This is a genomic window from Streptomyces sp. SPB162 (genome assembly GCF_029504575.1).
GTDB lineage: Bacteria > Actinomycetota > Actinomycetes > Streptomycetales > Streptomycetaceae > Actinacidiphila.
Window position 1 is genome coordinate 6522752 of the sequence record NZ_JAQFII010000001.1, and the last position, 13293, is coordinate 6536044.

The 13293-nt window shown below is 69.3% G+C and carries 12 protein-coding genes; 8 read left to right on the forward strand and 4 right to left on the reverse strand.

Annotation, left to right across the window (positions count from 1 at the left end; genetic code table 11):
* Window positions 1–234: 234 nt before the first annotated feature.
* Entirely contained in the window at window positions 235–753 is a 519-nt protein-coding gene (locus M2266_RS29460) for a MarR family transcriptional regulator (protein WP_277440918.1), read from the reverse strand.
* Between the two features lie 173 nt (window positions 754–926).
* Here M2266_RS29460 and M2266_RS29465 point away from each other — a divergent pair, with 173 nt between their 5' ends.
* From M2266_RS29465 to M2266_RS29490, 6 genes are all read left to right on the forward strand, one after another.
* Entirely contained in the window at window positions 927–2645 is a 1719-nt protein-coding gene (locus M2266_RS29465; protein ID WP_277441411.1) for a chloride channel protein, read from the forward strand.
* 197 nt (window positions 2646–2842) lie between these two features.
* The gene (locus tag M2266_RS29470) at window positions 2843–4168 is read left to right on the forward strand and encodes a cation:proton antiporter (RefSeq protein WP_277440919.1); all 1326 of its coding nucleotides are present in this window, start codon (window positions 2843–2845) and stop codon (window positions 4166–4168) included.
* A 454-nt stretch (window positions 4169–4622) separates the two neighbouring features.
* A complete protein-coding gene (locus M2266_RS29475) occupies window positions 4623–5921 on the forward strand; it encodes an ArsB/NhaD family transporter (RefSeq protein WP_277441412.1) in 1299 nt (432 codons plus the stop codon).
* Window positions 5922–5998: 77 nt separating this feature from the next.
* Complete coding sequence (locus tag M2266_RS29480; RefSeq protein ID WP_277440920.1) at window positions 5999–6310, forward strand: hypothetical protein; 312 nt, start codon at window positions 5999–6001, stop codon at window positions 6308–6310.
* Between the two features lie 44 nt (window positions 6311–6354).
* Window positions 6355–6723 carry an STAS domain-containing protein gene (locus tag M2266_RS29485; protein WP_277440921.1) on the forward strand — a complete coding sequence of 123 codons (369 nt, stop codon included), beginning with the start codon at window positions 6355–6357 and terminating at the stop codon, window positions 6721–6723.
* A gap of 103 nt (window positions 6724–6826) precedes the next feature.
* Window positions 6827–7051 carry a hypothetical protein gene (locus tag M2266_RS29490; protein ID WP_277440922.1) on the forward strand — a complete coding sequence of 75 codons (225 nt, stop codon included), beginning with the start codon at window positions 6827–6829 and terminating at the stop codon, window positions 7049–7051.
* Window positions 7052–7729: 678 nt separating this feature from the next.
* On the opposite strand, the gene M2266_RS29495 is transcribed toward M2266_RS29490, so the two are convergent.
* Window positions 7730–8305, reverse strand: coding sequence for a TerD family protein (locus tag M2266_RS29495; protein ID WP_277440923.1), 576 nt, complete (start codon window positions 8303–8305; stop codon window positions 7730–7732).
* 527 nt (window positions 8306–8832) lie between these two features.
* Between M2266_RS29495 and M2266_RS29500 the strand changes: the two genes are divergently transcribed.
* Together M2266_RS29500 and M2266_RS29505 are read left to right on the forward strand one after the other, a co-directional pair.
* Window positions 8833–9210, forward strand: a complete 378-nt coding sequence (locus M2266_RS29500; RefSeq protein ID WP_277440924.1) for a DUF4158 domain-containing protein — start codon at window positions 8833–8835, stop codon at window positions 9208–9210.
* 164 nt (window positions 9211–9374) lie between these two features.
* Complete coding sequence (locus tag M2266_RS29505) at window positions 9375–9794, forward strand: hypothetical protein (RefSeq protein ID WP_277440925.1); 420 nt, start codon at window positions 9375–9377, stop codon at window positions 9792–9794.
* 294 nt (window positions 9795–10088) lie between these two features.
* Here the strand turns inward: M2266_RS29505 and M2266_RS29510 are convergent, their stop codons facing one another.
* Together M2266_RS29510 and M2266_RS29515 are read right to left on the reverse strand one after the other, a co-directional pair.
* Window positions 10089–11237 (reverse strand): APC family permease, encoded by a 1149-nt coding sequence (locus M2266_RS29510; RefSeq protein WP_277440926.1) that lies wholly within the window; start codon window positions 11235–11237, stop codon window positions 10089–10091.
* Window positions 11238–11733: 496 nt separating this feature from the next.
* Window positions 11734–13059 (reverse strand): amino acid permease, encoded by a 1326-nt coding sequence (locus tag M2266_RS29515; protein WP_277440927.1) that lies wholly within the window; start codon window positions 13057–13059, stop codon window positions 11734–11736.
* Window positions 13060–13293: the final 234 nt, after the last annotated feature.

The window sequence follows — 13293 nt, forward strand, 5'->3', positions numbered from 1 at the left end:
CGTCCTCTCAGAGCGTTGCGGGTGTCGTGGACCTTCACGGCGACGGATCAGGTCGCGTCCGGATCGAAGGGCGGACGCTCGTCCTGGACGGCGGCTCTCGTCGCAACCGGTTCCGGTGTGGCGTCGGCCAGTACCTGGTTCACGTCGCAAGCGTTGCGGAGCTCATCCAGCCGCAGGTCCTCTTCGCCCAGTAAGTGCTTGCGGACAAACGCTTTGCCGCGGGTCCCACGCGAATCAGGAGGTGGCGGGTTCGGGCCAGCCCAGCGGGTACAGGTCCGCTCCCGTGGGGGCGGCGGGTTCGCCTCCCGCCTCGGCGAAGGCGGTCAGGGCGGCGACGAGAGCCTGTCGCTGGTCGGGGGTAACGCGGGCAACGATCGCGGCGATCTCGTCGCGGCGGCGGGCGGTGGCATCGTCGACGATGCGGCGACCGGCGGCGGTGAGTTCCAGGAAGTTCTCCCGGCGGTTTCCGGGGTTGACCTGACGGGAGGCGAGTCCTGCGGCGATCAGGCGGTCGATCATGCGCATCGCGGTCGAGGGGTTGACGCCCAACTGCTCGGCGAGGACCACGAGCTTGGTGGCGCCCTGTGTGGACAGCACCACCAGGAGCCTGAACTGCGGCAAGGTGACGGCGTCGTCCATGGCGGCCAGTGAGCGCGCGGAGACGGCGACCAGCACGCGTGAGGCGGTCAGCACCGCACGGGTCACCGCATCGACGTCATCCGTACCCGGCAGGGGCTGCGCGCTCTGGTCCATGCCCCCTTTCTACCCCCCGTGTGACAGGGAGCCATCCTCTTGACTATCTTTGCATAATGCAAAGGTAGCTTTTGAGGAGACAGACCATGAGCAGTTCCCGCATTCGGGACCCAGCCCCCACAGCCGTCAGCGCGGTCCCGCTGCGGTCGCGGCCGCCCGCGGTCGTGACCGGGATGCGTGAGGCCCCCTGGGGCCTGACGGTCCTCGCCCTGTTGATCGGCACGGGAGCCGGGCTTGGTTCGATCGCCTTCCGCTGGCTGATCCAGACCTTCACCCGGCTGTTCTCCGGACACGCCGACTACGCGGGCGCCGGCCATGCCGCCAACCCACACGTCCCCTGGCTGGGTGTGTACTTCGTACTGCTGACGCCGGTGATCGGCGGCCTGCTCTACGGGCCGCTGGTCGACCGCTTCGCCAAGGAGGCCCGTGGCCACGGAGTGCCGGAAGTGATGCTGGCCGTCGCGCAGCGCGGCGGCCGCATCAACCCCAACGTCTCCGTCGTGAAAGCCCTCGCCTCGGCGCTGTGTATCGGCTCCGGCGGCTCGGTGGGCCGTGAGGGTCCGATCGTGCAGATCGGCTCCGCGCTCGGCTCCACCCTGGGCCGCTTCGTCAAGGTCGGCGAGGGGCGCATGCGCCTGCTCGTCGCGTGCGGCGCCGCCGGCGGCATCGCCGCCACCTTCAACGCCCCACTGGCCGGGGTCTTCTTCGCCATGGAACTGATCCTGGGCGACTTCGCCGTCGAATCGTTCGGCGCCGTCGTCATCGCCAGCGTCGCCGCCAGCGTCATCGGGCGTGCCGCGTTCGGCGACACCGCGTTCCTGGCGCTGCCCGCCTTCCACATCGACCACGTCGCCCAGTACCCGCTGTTCGCGCTGCTCGGCATCGTCGCCGGCGCGGTCGGGGTCGGCTTCACCCGCATCCTCTACCTCATCGAGGACGCCTGCGACTGGGCCTGGCGCGGCCCCGAGTGGCTGCGCCCCGCCGCCGGCGGCATCCTGCTGGGCGTTCTGCTGCTGGCGCTGCCCGAGATGTACGGGGTCGGCTACCCCGTTCTGCAGAACGCGGCCGAGGGAGAGTACGTCGCCGGGTTCCTGTTGCTCCTGCTCGCGGGAAAGATCCTGGCGACCAGTTTGACGATCGGCATCGGCGGGTCGGGCGGCGTGTTCGCCCCGAGCCTGTTCATCGGCGCGATGCTCGGCGCCGCCTACGGCACAGCCGTGCACGGCCTGTTGCCCGGCACCGCTGGCGCGGTCGGCGCGTACGCGTTGGTCGGCATGGGCGCGGTCTTCGCCGGCGCCTCCCGGGCACCGATCACCGCCGTGGTCATCCTCTTCGAGCTGACCGGCCAGTACACGATCATCCTGCCGCTGATGCTCGCCATCGTCGCCGCCACGCTCATCAGCCGTCTGCTGTCCCGCGACACCGTCTACACCCTCAAACTCCGGCGCCGGGGCATCGATCTGCACGCGCCCGCCGCAGGTGCGCGCCTGGGCAGTCAGACGGTCGCCACGGTCCTGGAGGACCTGCCGGATCCGCTGCCGGCGGCCACCGGACTGGGCGAGGCCGCATACCGGCTGAGCATGTCGGATCACGGTGTACTGCCCGTCATGGACAGTGACGGCCGGTACCTGGGCACGCTCACTGCCCGCAGCGTCGCCGAAGCCCTGGCTGAAGGCACGGGCGGTGGACCCGGTGTCCCGTCCACGGCGGGCGAACTGGCCGAGTTCCCCGGCCCCGTCACGGTCGACATGTCCCTGGCCACCGCCCTGCACGTGCTGGTGGCCGCTCCGGGTACCGGCCTGCCGGTCCTGGACCAGGGCCACACCCAGTTGGTGGGATGGCTCACCCACCAAAGCGCCCTGCGCGCCCTGGGTCCGCCCTCCCCGGTGTGACCGCGCCGCGGGCCCGGCCGTTTTCCCGGGGCCCCGCAGGATTTCGTATCCGGCGGCCCCTCGGGAACGGTCGCGTGGGAGCCCCGTCAGGAATGCGCCAAGAGACCGTAAGGGTCGTGTAAGTTCGGTGACGGTGTGCCGGGAAGTCTGGTCGGCGATCGCTTTGGCGATCCTTCTGTCGATCCAGGGAGCTTCTTGTGGTACTTGTCGCGGTGTTCGGTGTCGCCCTGCTCGTAGCGGTGTTGGTGTCCGGTCTGGCCGCCCGCTCCATTCTCTCCACGTCCTTGCTGTTCCTGCTTGCCGGCGCCGCCGTGGGTGACGGGGCGCTGGGTCTGGTGCACATTGCCCCGGACAGCCCCCTGGTGACCGCGACCGCGGACCTGGCGCTGTTCACGGTGTTGTTCACCGACGGTATGCACGTCTCCTTTCCCAGTCTGCGCGCCGCGTGGCGCAACCCCGCCCGCGCTTTGGGCATCGGGATGCCGTTGGCGTTCGCGGGTGTGGCGGTGCTGACGCACTATCTGGTGGGGTTGGACTGGACCACGTCGTTTCTGGTGGGTGCGGTGCTGTCGCCGACGGATCCGGTGTTCGCCTCGGCGATCGTGGGCCGCAAGGAGGTACCGGCCCGGCTGCGGCAGTTGCTGAACGTCGAGTCGGGGCTCAATGACGGTCTGGCGCTGCCGGTGGTCCTGGTCCTGATCACGGCCGCGGGCCCGCTGCACGCCGAGGGGAACGGCTCGCTGGGGGTGGTGGGCCTGGAGCTGGCCGGCGGACTGGCGCTGGGCGTGGTGGTGCCGCTGCTGGTGACCGCCGTGGTGCGGCTGCCGGGGCTGGGCGCGGAACCGCGCCTGCAGCCGTTGGGGCCGCTCGCGGTCGGCATCGTGCTGTACGCGGCCTGTCATCTGACGGGCGCCAACCCCTACCTGGCGGCGTTCGCCGCCGGTGCGGTGCTGGCCTCCTCCGCCCCGCAGACCGCCCACGCCTTCGAGCCGTTGGGTGAGGCACTGGCGGAACTGAGCAAGTTCGCCGCCCTGCTGGTCTTCGGCGCACTGCTGACCCCGGCCCTGTTCGGGGGCCTGTCGGTCAGCGGCTACGTGGTGGTGGTGCTGGCGATCGTGCTCATCCGCCCGGCGTCCCTGCTGATCTCCCTGCTCGGCACACGGATCGACCGCCGGGAGCGGTGGGTGGCGGCCTGGTTCGGACCCAAGGGCTTTGCCTCGGTGGTGTACGGGCTGCTGGTGCTGCAGGCGGGCATCCCCCAGGGCGAACAGGCGTACACGCTGATCGCGGTATGCATCGCGGTCTCCATCGCCGTGCACTCCAGCAGCGACGTCCCCATCGCCCGCCTCTTCCACGTCGACGACCTGATCGGTATCCCCGACGACGAGGACGACGACACCGCTGAGGCTGTGGAAGGCCGCGACCCGCAACCACCAGTCCCCGAACCGGCCGCGGACCCGGAAACCGGCCCGAAGAACGACGCCGACCCCCAGAGCAAGGAGCCCCGACGTGCGCGCACGTGATCTGGCCGAACCGTACCCGAGCGTCGGAGTCGGCGACGACGCCCTGACCGCTGCCCGACTGCTGGCCGAGGAGCGCCTGCCGGCCGTCCTGGTGCTGGACGGGCACGGGATGCCCGGCGCGATCCTGCCGGCCTCCCAGCTGGTACGCCTGCTGGTGCCGAACTACGTACTGGAGGACCCGGCGCTGGCCGCGGTGATCGATGAGGCCCATGCCGACCGGCTGTGCCAGGCACTGACCGGCCGCACGGTGGGGGAGGTGCTGCCGAAACAAGCCGCAGCGCCCCCCGTCGCGGACGCCGATGACACAGCGGTGGAGGTCGCGGCGCTGATGGCGACATCCCGCAGCCCGCTGATCGCCGTGGTCGAACACGCGCGCCGACCGCCGACACGGCACGGACCATCTGCTGGGCGTCATCACCGCCTCCCGGCTCCTGGAACGCCTGCTGGACACCGCATGAGCAACTGGCACGCCTGGGCGGCGCTGGCGGTCTTCGCCGGCGCCTACGTCCTGATCATCACCGAATGGGTCCACCGGGTGGCCGCCGCCCTGGGCGGCGCCGCCCTCATGCTCGCGCTGCGCGCCACCGACGCGGACGCCGCTTTCTTCTCCACCGATTCCGGCATCGACTGGAACGTCATCTTCCTGCTGCTGGGCATGATGATGATCGTGGGCGTGCTGCGCCGCACGGGACTGTTCGAGTTCCTGGCGATCTGGGCGGTCAAGCGCGCCCGAGCCAAGCCGTTCCGCGTCATGGTCATGCTGGTGGTGATCACGGCGGTGGCGTCCGCGCTGCTGGACAACGTCACCACCGTGCTGCTCGTCGCCCCCGTCACGTTGCTGGTTTGCGAACGCCTGAACCTTCCTGTCGCCCCGTTCCTGATCGCCGAGGTACTGGCCTCCAACATCGGCGGCATCGCCACCCTGGTCGGCGACCCGCCCAACATCATCATCGCCAGCCGTGCCGGCCTGAACTTCAACGACTTCCTCGTCCACCTCGCGCCGCTGGCCGTGATCCTGACCGCTGTTCTGGTGCTCATGTGCCGGTTCATGTTCCGCCGTGCGTTCGTCTACGACGAGAAGCTCGCGGCCGAGGTGATGGCGTTGAGCGAACGCGAGGCGATCCGCGACCGCAGGCTGCTCGTTCAGGGACTGGCGGTGCTCGCCCTGGTGGTGGCCGCTTTCGTCCTGCACCCGGTCCTGCATTACGAACCCAGCGTCGTGGCACTGCTCGGCGCCGGCCTGCTGGTCGCCATCAGCCCCGTCAAGACCAACGACGTCCTGGCTGATGTGGAGTGGCCCACCCTGGCGTTCTTCGCCGGCCTGTTCATCATGGTCGGCGCCCTGATCGAGACCGGTGTCATCAAGGAAGTCTCGTCCGCCTTGGCCGACGCCACCGGCGGCAACGCCCTGGGCGCCACCATGCTGCTGCTCGGCGCCTCCGCCGTGCTGTCAGGCATCGTGGACAACATCCCGTACGTCGCGACGATGGCCCCCATCACCGCCGACCTGGTCCGCACCGTGGGCGACACCCATGGGCACGTCCTGTGGTGGGCCCTGGCCGTTGGCGCCGACCTGGGCGGCAACGCCACCGCGATCGGTGCCTCCGCCAACGTCGTCGTCCTGGGCATCGCGGAACGCAACCGCACCCCGATCAGCTTTTGGACCTTCACCCGCTACGGCGCCCCCGTCGCCGCCGTCACCATCGCCGTCTCCGGCCTCTACATATGGCTCCGCTACTTCGCCCTCGCCTGAAAGATCAGCCAAGCGCCGGCAACCGAGGTACCCCAGCCCGCAGCCCCTCCGCACCATCCACCCCAGGCAGGGCCCCATTGAACGCCACTGTCCTCTGGACGATCCTGGCAATCTGCAGCGCCGTTCTGCTGCCGGTCGGCGTCCTGCTGACCACCGGCACCCCGCTGCCCCGGCTGGCACCGTGCTGCACTCGGCGCCGGATGCTCGGCGTGTGCGCGCTGCTGTATTACGGGGCCGCGGCGGTCACCACCGTGGCGCGCCTCGTCCACGCCCACACGGACACCCTCCTGCTCTGCACCGGCATCGGCATAGCCATGACGTACGCGGCACTGACCCTCACCGCCATCGCCTCCACCGTAGAACCCCGGTCCGCCCGCGCCCTGCCGTGACCCGACAGAGCCGTCCGGACCGGCGCAGCCACAAGGAGATCAGCATGCCGGAACGAGGATGGAAAGCGTGGCGCGCAGCCCGCGCCCTGCGCCGTACCGTCCACATCCACCGAAATGACCGCGAACGCCTCGTCGTGAGCCTGCACGGAGAGATCAACCATGCCAACGCCGCACCGATCGGACAACTGCTGGCGGCGCTCCTGCAGGCTTCACCCACCGAGGCACACCTCGACTTCGCGCAGGTCCCCCGCTTGGGCACGGCGTCAGCCTCGGTGTTCTTCCCCCTGGTGGCCGCCGCCCGCGCCCACCGCACTACCCTCATCGTCCACCGCGCCGATCCGTCCCTGCGCGCCGCGCTCCACGAACTCGGCCTGGACCGAACAGGACTGTCCTACAGCGGCGATCCCATCTGACGCCCTTCGCCGATCGCCGCGGGGGCAGCGTCTGGAGGCGCGTGACAGCCGTGTCATGATCTCGCTGGCGTCCGGCGTGGGTCCGGCGCGCGGGAGAGAGATCATGAACCCCTACCTTGCTCTGCCCCTTCTCCTCATAGCGTCGCTCATCGCCGCCGCCGGCCCCGCGGCGGTCACCCGTGGCTGGGTGCTGCCCAGGAATCGGCGCCACATCCGCAACCCTCGACTCTACGGCTGGGGCCAGCTGATAGTGGCCTTCGCCCTGTGCTGGCAGCTGGTCTTCGGCATGCTGAGCCGCGATCCCGAAACCCGGGCGTGGGGCACCTGACCGGCGCGGTGATGCTTGTGGCCGGCTTCATCGTCGCGTTGATGGGCCAGCTCACGAGTAGTAGAGGCAAGGGCAGCAGCACACGGTAGAGGAGCGCGGTGGCAGGGGGATCGCCAAGGCAGCGTCTGTCTGTGATCTGCTGAGCTGAGCGGCCTTGAGCCGACCTTGGCGGGGTCTGTGGAAAGGTGGGCCCGTGGAGGGCCAGGTTCCGGTGGGGGGCACTGCGGCTGTAGGACGAGCCGAACCTGGCTTTCCGGGTGCCGGAAAGGGGCGCCTCAGGCGACACGCGATCGCGCTGAGCAGCAGTATGGAGAACGAGGAGAACCCCGTCGTGCGGGCACGTGGGGCGCGCCGGTATCGCAGGCCGGACAGTGTTCGGCCCGTGCGCACAGCCGGTGCGGCCAGGAACAGGATGCACATTACGGTGATGCTGATCCGCCGCCAAGTCACAGGCGATGAAGCCCCTGTAGCGTGTCGAGGCATCCGAAACGGCTGACGTCCCTGAAGACCGGCGCAGCACTGACGTAGCCTCGTGGCAGCCCGGCATCCGGTCATCGCCCGGCCCGATGACGGAGAAGCAAGGTTAGCCGCCGCTTGGTAACTCGGCGGGATCCCGGGGCTGCTACTGCCGCGCCGGGTCAGCCAGGCGATGTCGGCGCTCGGGGGTCACGCGTACGATCAGGCAGCCCCCGCCGAACTCGTCCCCGGAGCGCCATCCGGCCCGGACTGCTCGACACCGCCCATCTCCTGAGTGAAGGCCAACGGATCGCTGTCGAATCCGCGGATCATCTCGTGGAACTCCCACTCGCCGGAACTCAACCTGCTGAACTCCCCGACCGTTGTGGCGGTGGAACTCGCAACCAGCGTGAAGTCGTCCGCCAGCAGTTCCGTGTACCCCTCAACGACCACTACGGCGGCGTTCTCGATGGCACCGAAGGTGCGACGCCCGCGGTCCTGATGGATGACCACCCCCACCACGACACGCCCGTAGGAGGACGCCAGCCGGTCGAGTTCCAGCACCATGACCTCGACGAAGCCGAAACCCTGTCCGGTCTGGCTGTGCCGGGTCATGTTGATGGTGCCATCCGGTGATCTGCTGTCGTAGTGAACGACGTATACCGGCCGCCCGTGAAGGTCGTCCATGGAGTAGATCGCAGCGACGATGTCGAGATGCCGGGGCGGTTCCCCTAGGGGACTGGGGTCCCACTTGAGTCTCACATCGATCTTTCGAAGCCCCTTGTTCACACTGCTCACCGGACGCTGCCTCCCCGCTCCCGACCACCCCGGGACCCACCTGGCCCCACCCTTCAATTATGGTCTGTGACGAGCCACTTGATACTTCGTTAACGCCTCTGCGCCATGGCTGCCCAAGCATCGGCCCCGGTCGTCATTCCGTCGCTCGCCCCGGCTCCGGCCGATTGCGGCGGGGTCGGGGTCCCAGTAGTTCTCGCTGAAGGGACAACGCCAAGCCGTGCGGCAGCCCATTGATATGGGCTGATGTCCGTGCTCACCGTCGGGCGGTAGACCATGGTCGGGCCCCGAGGAGCGGCTGGACGAACTACTGCCGGCCGCGGGGCTCGGCGCGGTGCGGAGCTCAAAGCGGATGAAGGCCGACCCGGGCCATGGCGAACCTGAGCGACACCGTTCCCCGCGTAGGAACTCAGCAGAGTAGTGCAACGCCACCTGGGTCCGGGGAGTTCGGGGAATTCTGCCTGTGCCCATTGTCTGGCCGGGCAGCGGTGGCGCTGTTCTGCGTTTTTCGAGTGAGGTGGGAGGAGCCGATGGCCACCAGGATTTTCACGGATGAGGAGTTGGAGGGCTCACAGTCCTTTCCGGCGATCGGCAAGGACGAGCTGATCCGGTACTTCACCCTCACCCCGGCCGACGAGGCGTTCTTGCGGAAGTTCCGCCGGGCCCAAAACGTGCTCGGCGCCGCCGTGCAGCTGTCCGCCCTGCCCTGGCTGGGCGTCGTCCCCGACAATGTGCACGCCGCTCCGCCCGCAGCGGTCGGCCGCCTGGCCCGCCAGCTCGGGCTCGCGGTCGCCGATCTGTCGGGCTACGGCGAGCGTGAGCAGACCCCGCACGGACCATCTGCGGGAGATCGCCGAGTATCTGGGGTGGAAGCCGGCGAAGGCCATCTAGCTCAAGGAGCTGGATGAGTTCCTTTTGGCCCGTGCGATGGAGCACGATTCCCCGAGCCTGCTGTTCAGGCTGGGCTAGGAGTACCTGCCTTCGGCAAAGGGTGGTCCGGCCGGGTGCGGTCTCGCTGCTGGAGAAGGTCGCATGCGCCCGAGAGGCCGCCGAGCGGGAGACCCATGCTCGCGTGGCTCACCTGCTGTACCCCGAGCGGGCGCAGGGGCTGGATGGGCTGCTGGTCGTCGATCCGGAGCTCAAGTCCTCGCGGCTGCACTGGCTGGTGACCGCGCCGGTGCAGGCATCGCCGACGAGCGTGGGCGGCGAGGTCGAGAAACTGAGGTCCCTGCGCGGCCTTGGCGTGGACACCCTGGACATGTCGTCGCTGCCTGCCGAGCGGGGCCGCTACCTGGCCCAGATCGGGCGACGGCTGACCGCGCAGGCCCTGGTGCGGCGCGAGCCCAACCGGCGCCATCCGATCCTGCTGACACTGCTCGCGCAGTTCTCAGTCGACGCCTCGACGCCGTGGTGCAGCTCTTCGACCAGACTCTGTCCGGCTCGGAGTTCCGCTCCCGGATCAAGCTGCGCGAGGTGCTTGGCGGCCCCGTAACCGCGTCCGAATGCGAGCGACAGGGGGATTCCCATCACGGCGACAGCCGTTCCCATGATGAGTAGCGGCAGGGAGACCCTTTTCGAGTCGTTCAAAGAACTCACACTCCGATGGTTCCGCCTGGCTCTGCGGGCGGCTTGCGTTCCGTGATCTGTTCATGAAGAACCGTGCGGTGCGCCCTCGCTGCGCCCGCCGAGATGGCCACGCATCGTGCGGTGGCGGCGCTCCACTGGGCGACCAGTTGTATGGATCCGCAGGCCAAGGGGCGGGTGGCGACGGCGGAGTCTTCGGTTGTCAGTGCTGGTGCGGGTCGGTCGGCCTGTTGCGTGCGAAGGCCAGGCGCAGTGCGCCCACGCCGAGGACGCAGCCGGCGATGAGCGCGAGGGTGGTGGGTTCGTGGAGGGCGAGTTGGGCGAGGAGCACGATGATGGCGATGGCGCATGTGGTTGCCCCCAGGTGTCCGAGCATCCGTTCCCGAGTGCGGTCGGTGGTGCGCGCGTGGAGGTGGTTGATGAGGCCGAAGACTCCGAGGAAGGTGGCCGAGGCGAAGGCGAGGAGTTCGTCGATGCCGGGCAGCATGGCGAAGACGGCGCCGAGCAGGGCGAGCAGCCACATGGCGTTGGCGGGCACTCCCGCGGGTGTCCGGCCCAGGAAGGGCGGCAGTTCGCGGGCGTCGCTGAGGTCGCGCACGAGCCGGGCGGTGGAGAACAGGGTGGCGTTGACGGCCGACGAGGTGGCCAGCACCGCGGCCCCGGTCGCCAGCCATAGCCCGGAGGCGCCGAGCGCTTCCTGGCCGACGGTCGCGAAGGCCACCTCGCGCTGGGCGACGATCAGCGAGTCAGGGACCAGCATCTGCGAACTCAGCGTCACGGCCACGTAGACGGCGATGACCACGAGTACCGAAAGGTAGAGCGCCCTGGGCAGCGTCCGGGCGGGCTGCTCGATGGCGTCGTAGTCGTAGGAGAGCAGTTCGAAGCCCTCGTAGGCGATGAAGATCGAGGCGGCCCCCACGAACACGTTCAGGTAGCCGGCGTCGGCGAGTGGGCTGAGCCGGTGCGGCGACCACGCGAACAGGCCGATACCGGCGATGACCGCCAGGATGACGAGTTTGGCCAGCACCACGGAGTCCTCCGTCAGGCGCGACGCGCCGACACCCCGCACATTGACCGCCAGGAAGGCCCCGAGGATGACGACGGACGCGGCCCTGGCGACGACGTCTCCGGTCCCGAGGACCCGGGCGATGTAGTGGCCGAAGGTGAAGGCGTAGACCGCCAGGGCGAGAACGTAGCCGAAGACGAGGTACCAGCTGGTGATCGCCGCGAACCGCGGTGGCCGGCCTCGTACAGATAGGCGTACGGGCCGCCTGAGCGTCCCGCGCGTCGGGCGAGCCCCGCATAGCTGTGCGCGGTCACACGGGCCAGCGCCCCCGCGAGCAGGAAGCACATGAAGGCGAGGTGACCGGCGAGCTGGATGGTCACGCCCAGAACCGAGAAGATACCGCCGCCGATCATTCCGCCGATGGCCATGGCCGAGGCGTCACGCAACCTCAGCCGGCCACGGCTCCGGCGCTGGTGGCGCTCGGTCCTGGGGTGATAGGGACCGCCCTGCTCGGCGGCATCGGCTCCCTGCCCGTCCCGGTTCACACCGGCAAGCGTAGGGCTTGCCTCCGGTCTCACCCCTCATGGCCGCGAACCACCACGACAGGGCACGGGGCGTGCTGAATACAGTGGTGGGCTGACACGGCCAGCGCACTCGCCATGGCCGGGCAGCTGAGGACGTTGGAACCCCGCCGGCTGGCCCACCATGTCCCTTCGTTCGGTCATCTGGTCCGCCCTTGAGCCCGGACGCGATGAGGGACAACGTCGCGTGACGCGACAGCACGGAGACCATCGTCCGTTCGCCGGAGCCCGTCGTCGCTTCAAGTACGCCCGATGGTGAATCAGCCTTCGCCTTCCGACGCGGCTTCAACGTCCTCAATGCCACTGGGTCTGCCGGCCTTCGACCACCGGATGTACAGGCCCGCGGCGATGGCCAGGCTTCCGGCCAGGGACGCCAGGGGCCAGCCGCGCAGCAGGTTGACCGCGAGGGTGAAGGCGACCGCCGCGGCGGCCAGCGCGTTGACCCAGGCCAATACGAGTTTGCCCTCGCGGCGGGCGAAGCTGGTCATGGCCACCAGTCCGACGAGGAAGCTGACGAAGACCGCGACAGCGTAGAACAGCACGAGGCGCTGCTCGTTGGCTTCGGCGGCCAGGACGACCAAGGCTCCCGCGGCGAGGTAGACCAGCACCGACCAGTAGGGGGTGTGATGCTGGTTGGTGCGGCCCAGGGATGCCGGCAGCACCCCGGGGGCGTCGTCGGTGCCGGACAGGGCTTTGAGCAGTCCGGGGCCTGCTTGGAAGGAGGAGCTGGCTGCTGCGAGCAGCAGCAGGGAACTGGTGAGCTGGAAGGCGCCGTACAGCCAGCCGGGGCCGGTTGCGGCGTGCGCGATGTCGGCGATCTGAGTGGAATCGATGGCCGGGATGCCGATGTGGAGGCGGACCGCCAGCGCGGTCAGCGCCAGGGTGAGGCCGCCGACGATCACCACCAGCAGGGCGAGGGTGCCGCGCCCGAAGATGCGGCGGTGGGTGTCATCGAGCTGGCCGAGCTGCGCGATGGCGGTGGACGGCGCCTCGACCCCTGTGGCCAGGGCCATCGCCACGGGGAAGGCCAGCACGACCGCCAACATGGCGGAGTGGCCCGGTTCTGTGGACGCGGGGGCGCTGCCGACCGAGTGTGGGGAGACGAAGCCCAGGATCAGCACCGTCACCGACACCACGACGAATACCGCCGTCATCACCGCGAAGAGCAGCCTTGCGCCGTGCCCGAACCAGGTGAGCCCCGCCACCAGTACGAGCAGGACCAGCGCCAGCGGGATACGGCCCGGGGCCAGCCCCGGGAACAGTGCGATGGCCGCACTGGCCGCCGCGGAGATCGAGATACCGATCGTCAGCACGAAGTCGACGATCAGGGCGCCGATTGGCAGGAACGTCCACTGGGGTCCGAAGGCCCGACCCGCCGCGGCCGCAGCGCCGCCGCCTTTGGGAAAGCGCCGCACGAGCTGCCAGTAGTTCGCCGTCACCACCACGACCAGACCCACCACCAGGGACATGGTCGGCAGCAACAGCGCCAAATCACCGTGCAGCGCCCGCAGCGCGGCTTCGATGGCGTACGCGACGGACGAGACGGGGTCGGCGATCACCGCGAAGGAGAAGGCGAAGAAGAGCACCGAACGCCGTGGACCGGCCGACACCGGTGCGGCCGGCCTCGCGGAAGGCCGGGCACGCCCGGGAAGAGTCATCGAGAACCTTTCACAGCGAACACCGGAACCGGACTGGCCAGATGAGACCGTCAGAATCGACTGGGCACGGACCGTTCACACTGGTCAGCACCAGGCCATGATGGGCAGTTCCGTGACCGCCCCGGCGAAGCCGCGGGACGTGTGTGCAGTGTGCAAGGAGTC

Excerpts from the sequence above, each read along its gene's own strand:
- M2266_RS29460 (WP_277440918.1), bottom strand. The coding sequence starts at position 753 with ATGGACCAGAGCGCGCAGCCCCTGCCGGGTACGGATGACGTCGATGCG.
- M2266_RS29465 (WP_277441411.1), top strand. The coding sequence starts at position 927 with ATGCGTGAGGCCCCCTGGGGCCTGACGGTCCTCGCCCTGTTGATCGGC.
- M2266_RS29475 (WP_277441412.1), top strand. The coding sequence starts at position 4,623 with ATGAGCAACTGGCACGCCTGGGCGGCGCTGGCGGTCTTCGCCGGCGCC.
- M2266_RS29485 (WP_277440921.1), top strand. The coding sequence starts at position 6,355 with ATGCCGGAACGAGGATGGAAAGCGTGGCGCGCAGCCCGCGCCCTGCGC.
- M2266_RS29490 (WP_277440922.1), top strand. The coding sequence starts at position 6,827 with ATGAACCCCTACCTTGCTCTGCCCCTTCTCCTCATAGCGTCGCTCATC.
- M2266_RS29500 (WP_277440924.1), top strand. The coding sequence starts at position 8,833 with ATGGCCACCAGGATTTTCACGGATGAGGAGTTGGAGGGCTCACAGTCC.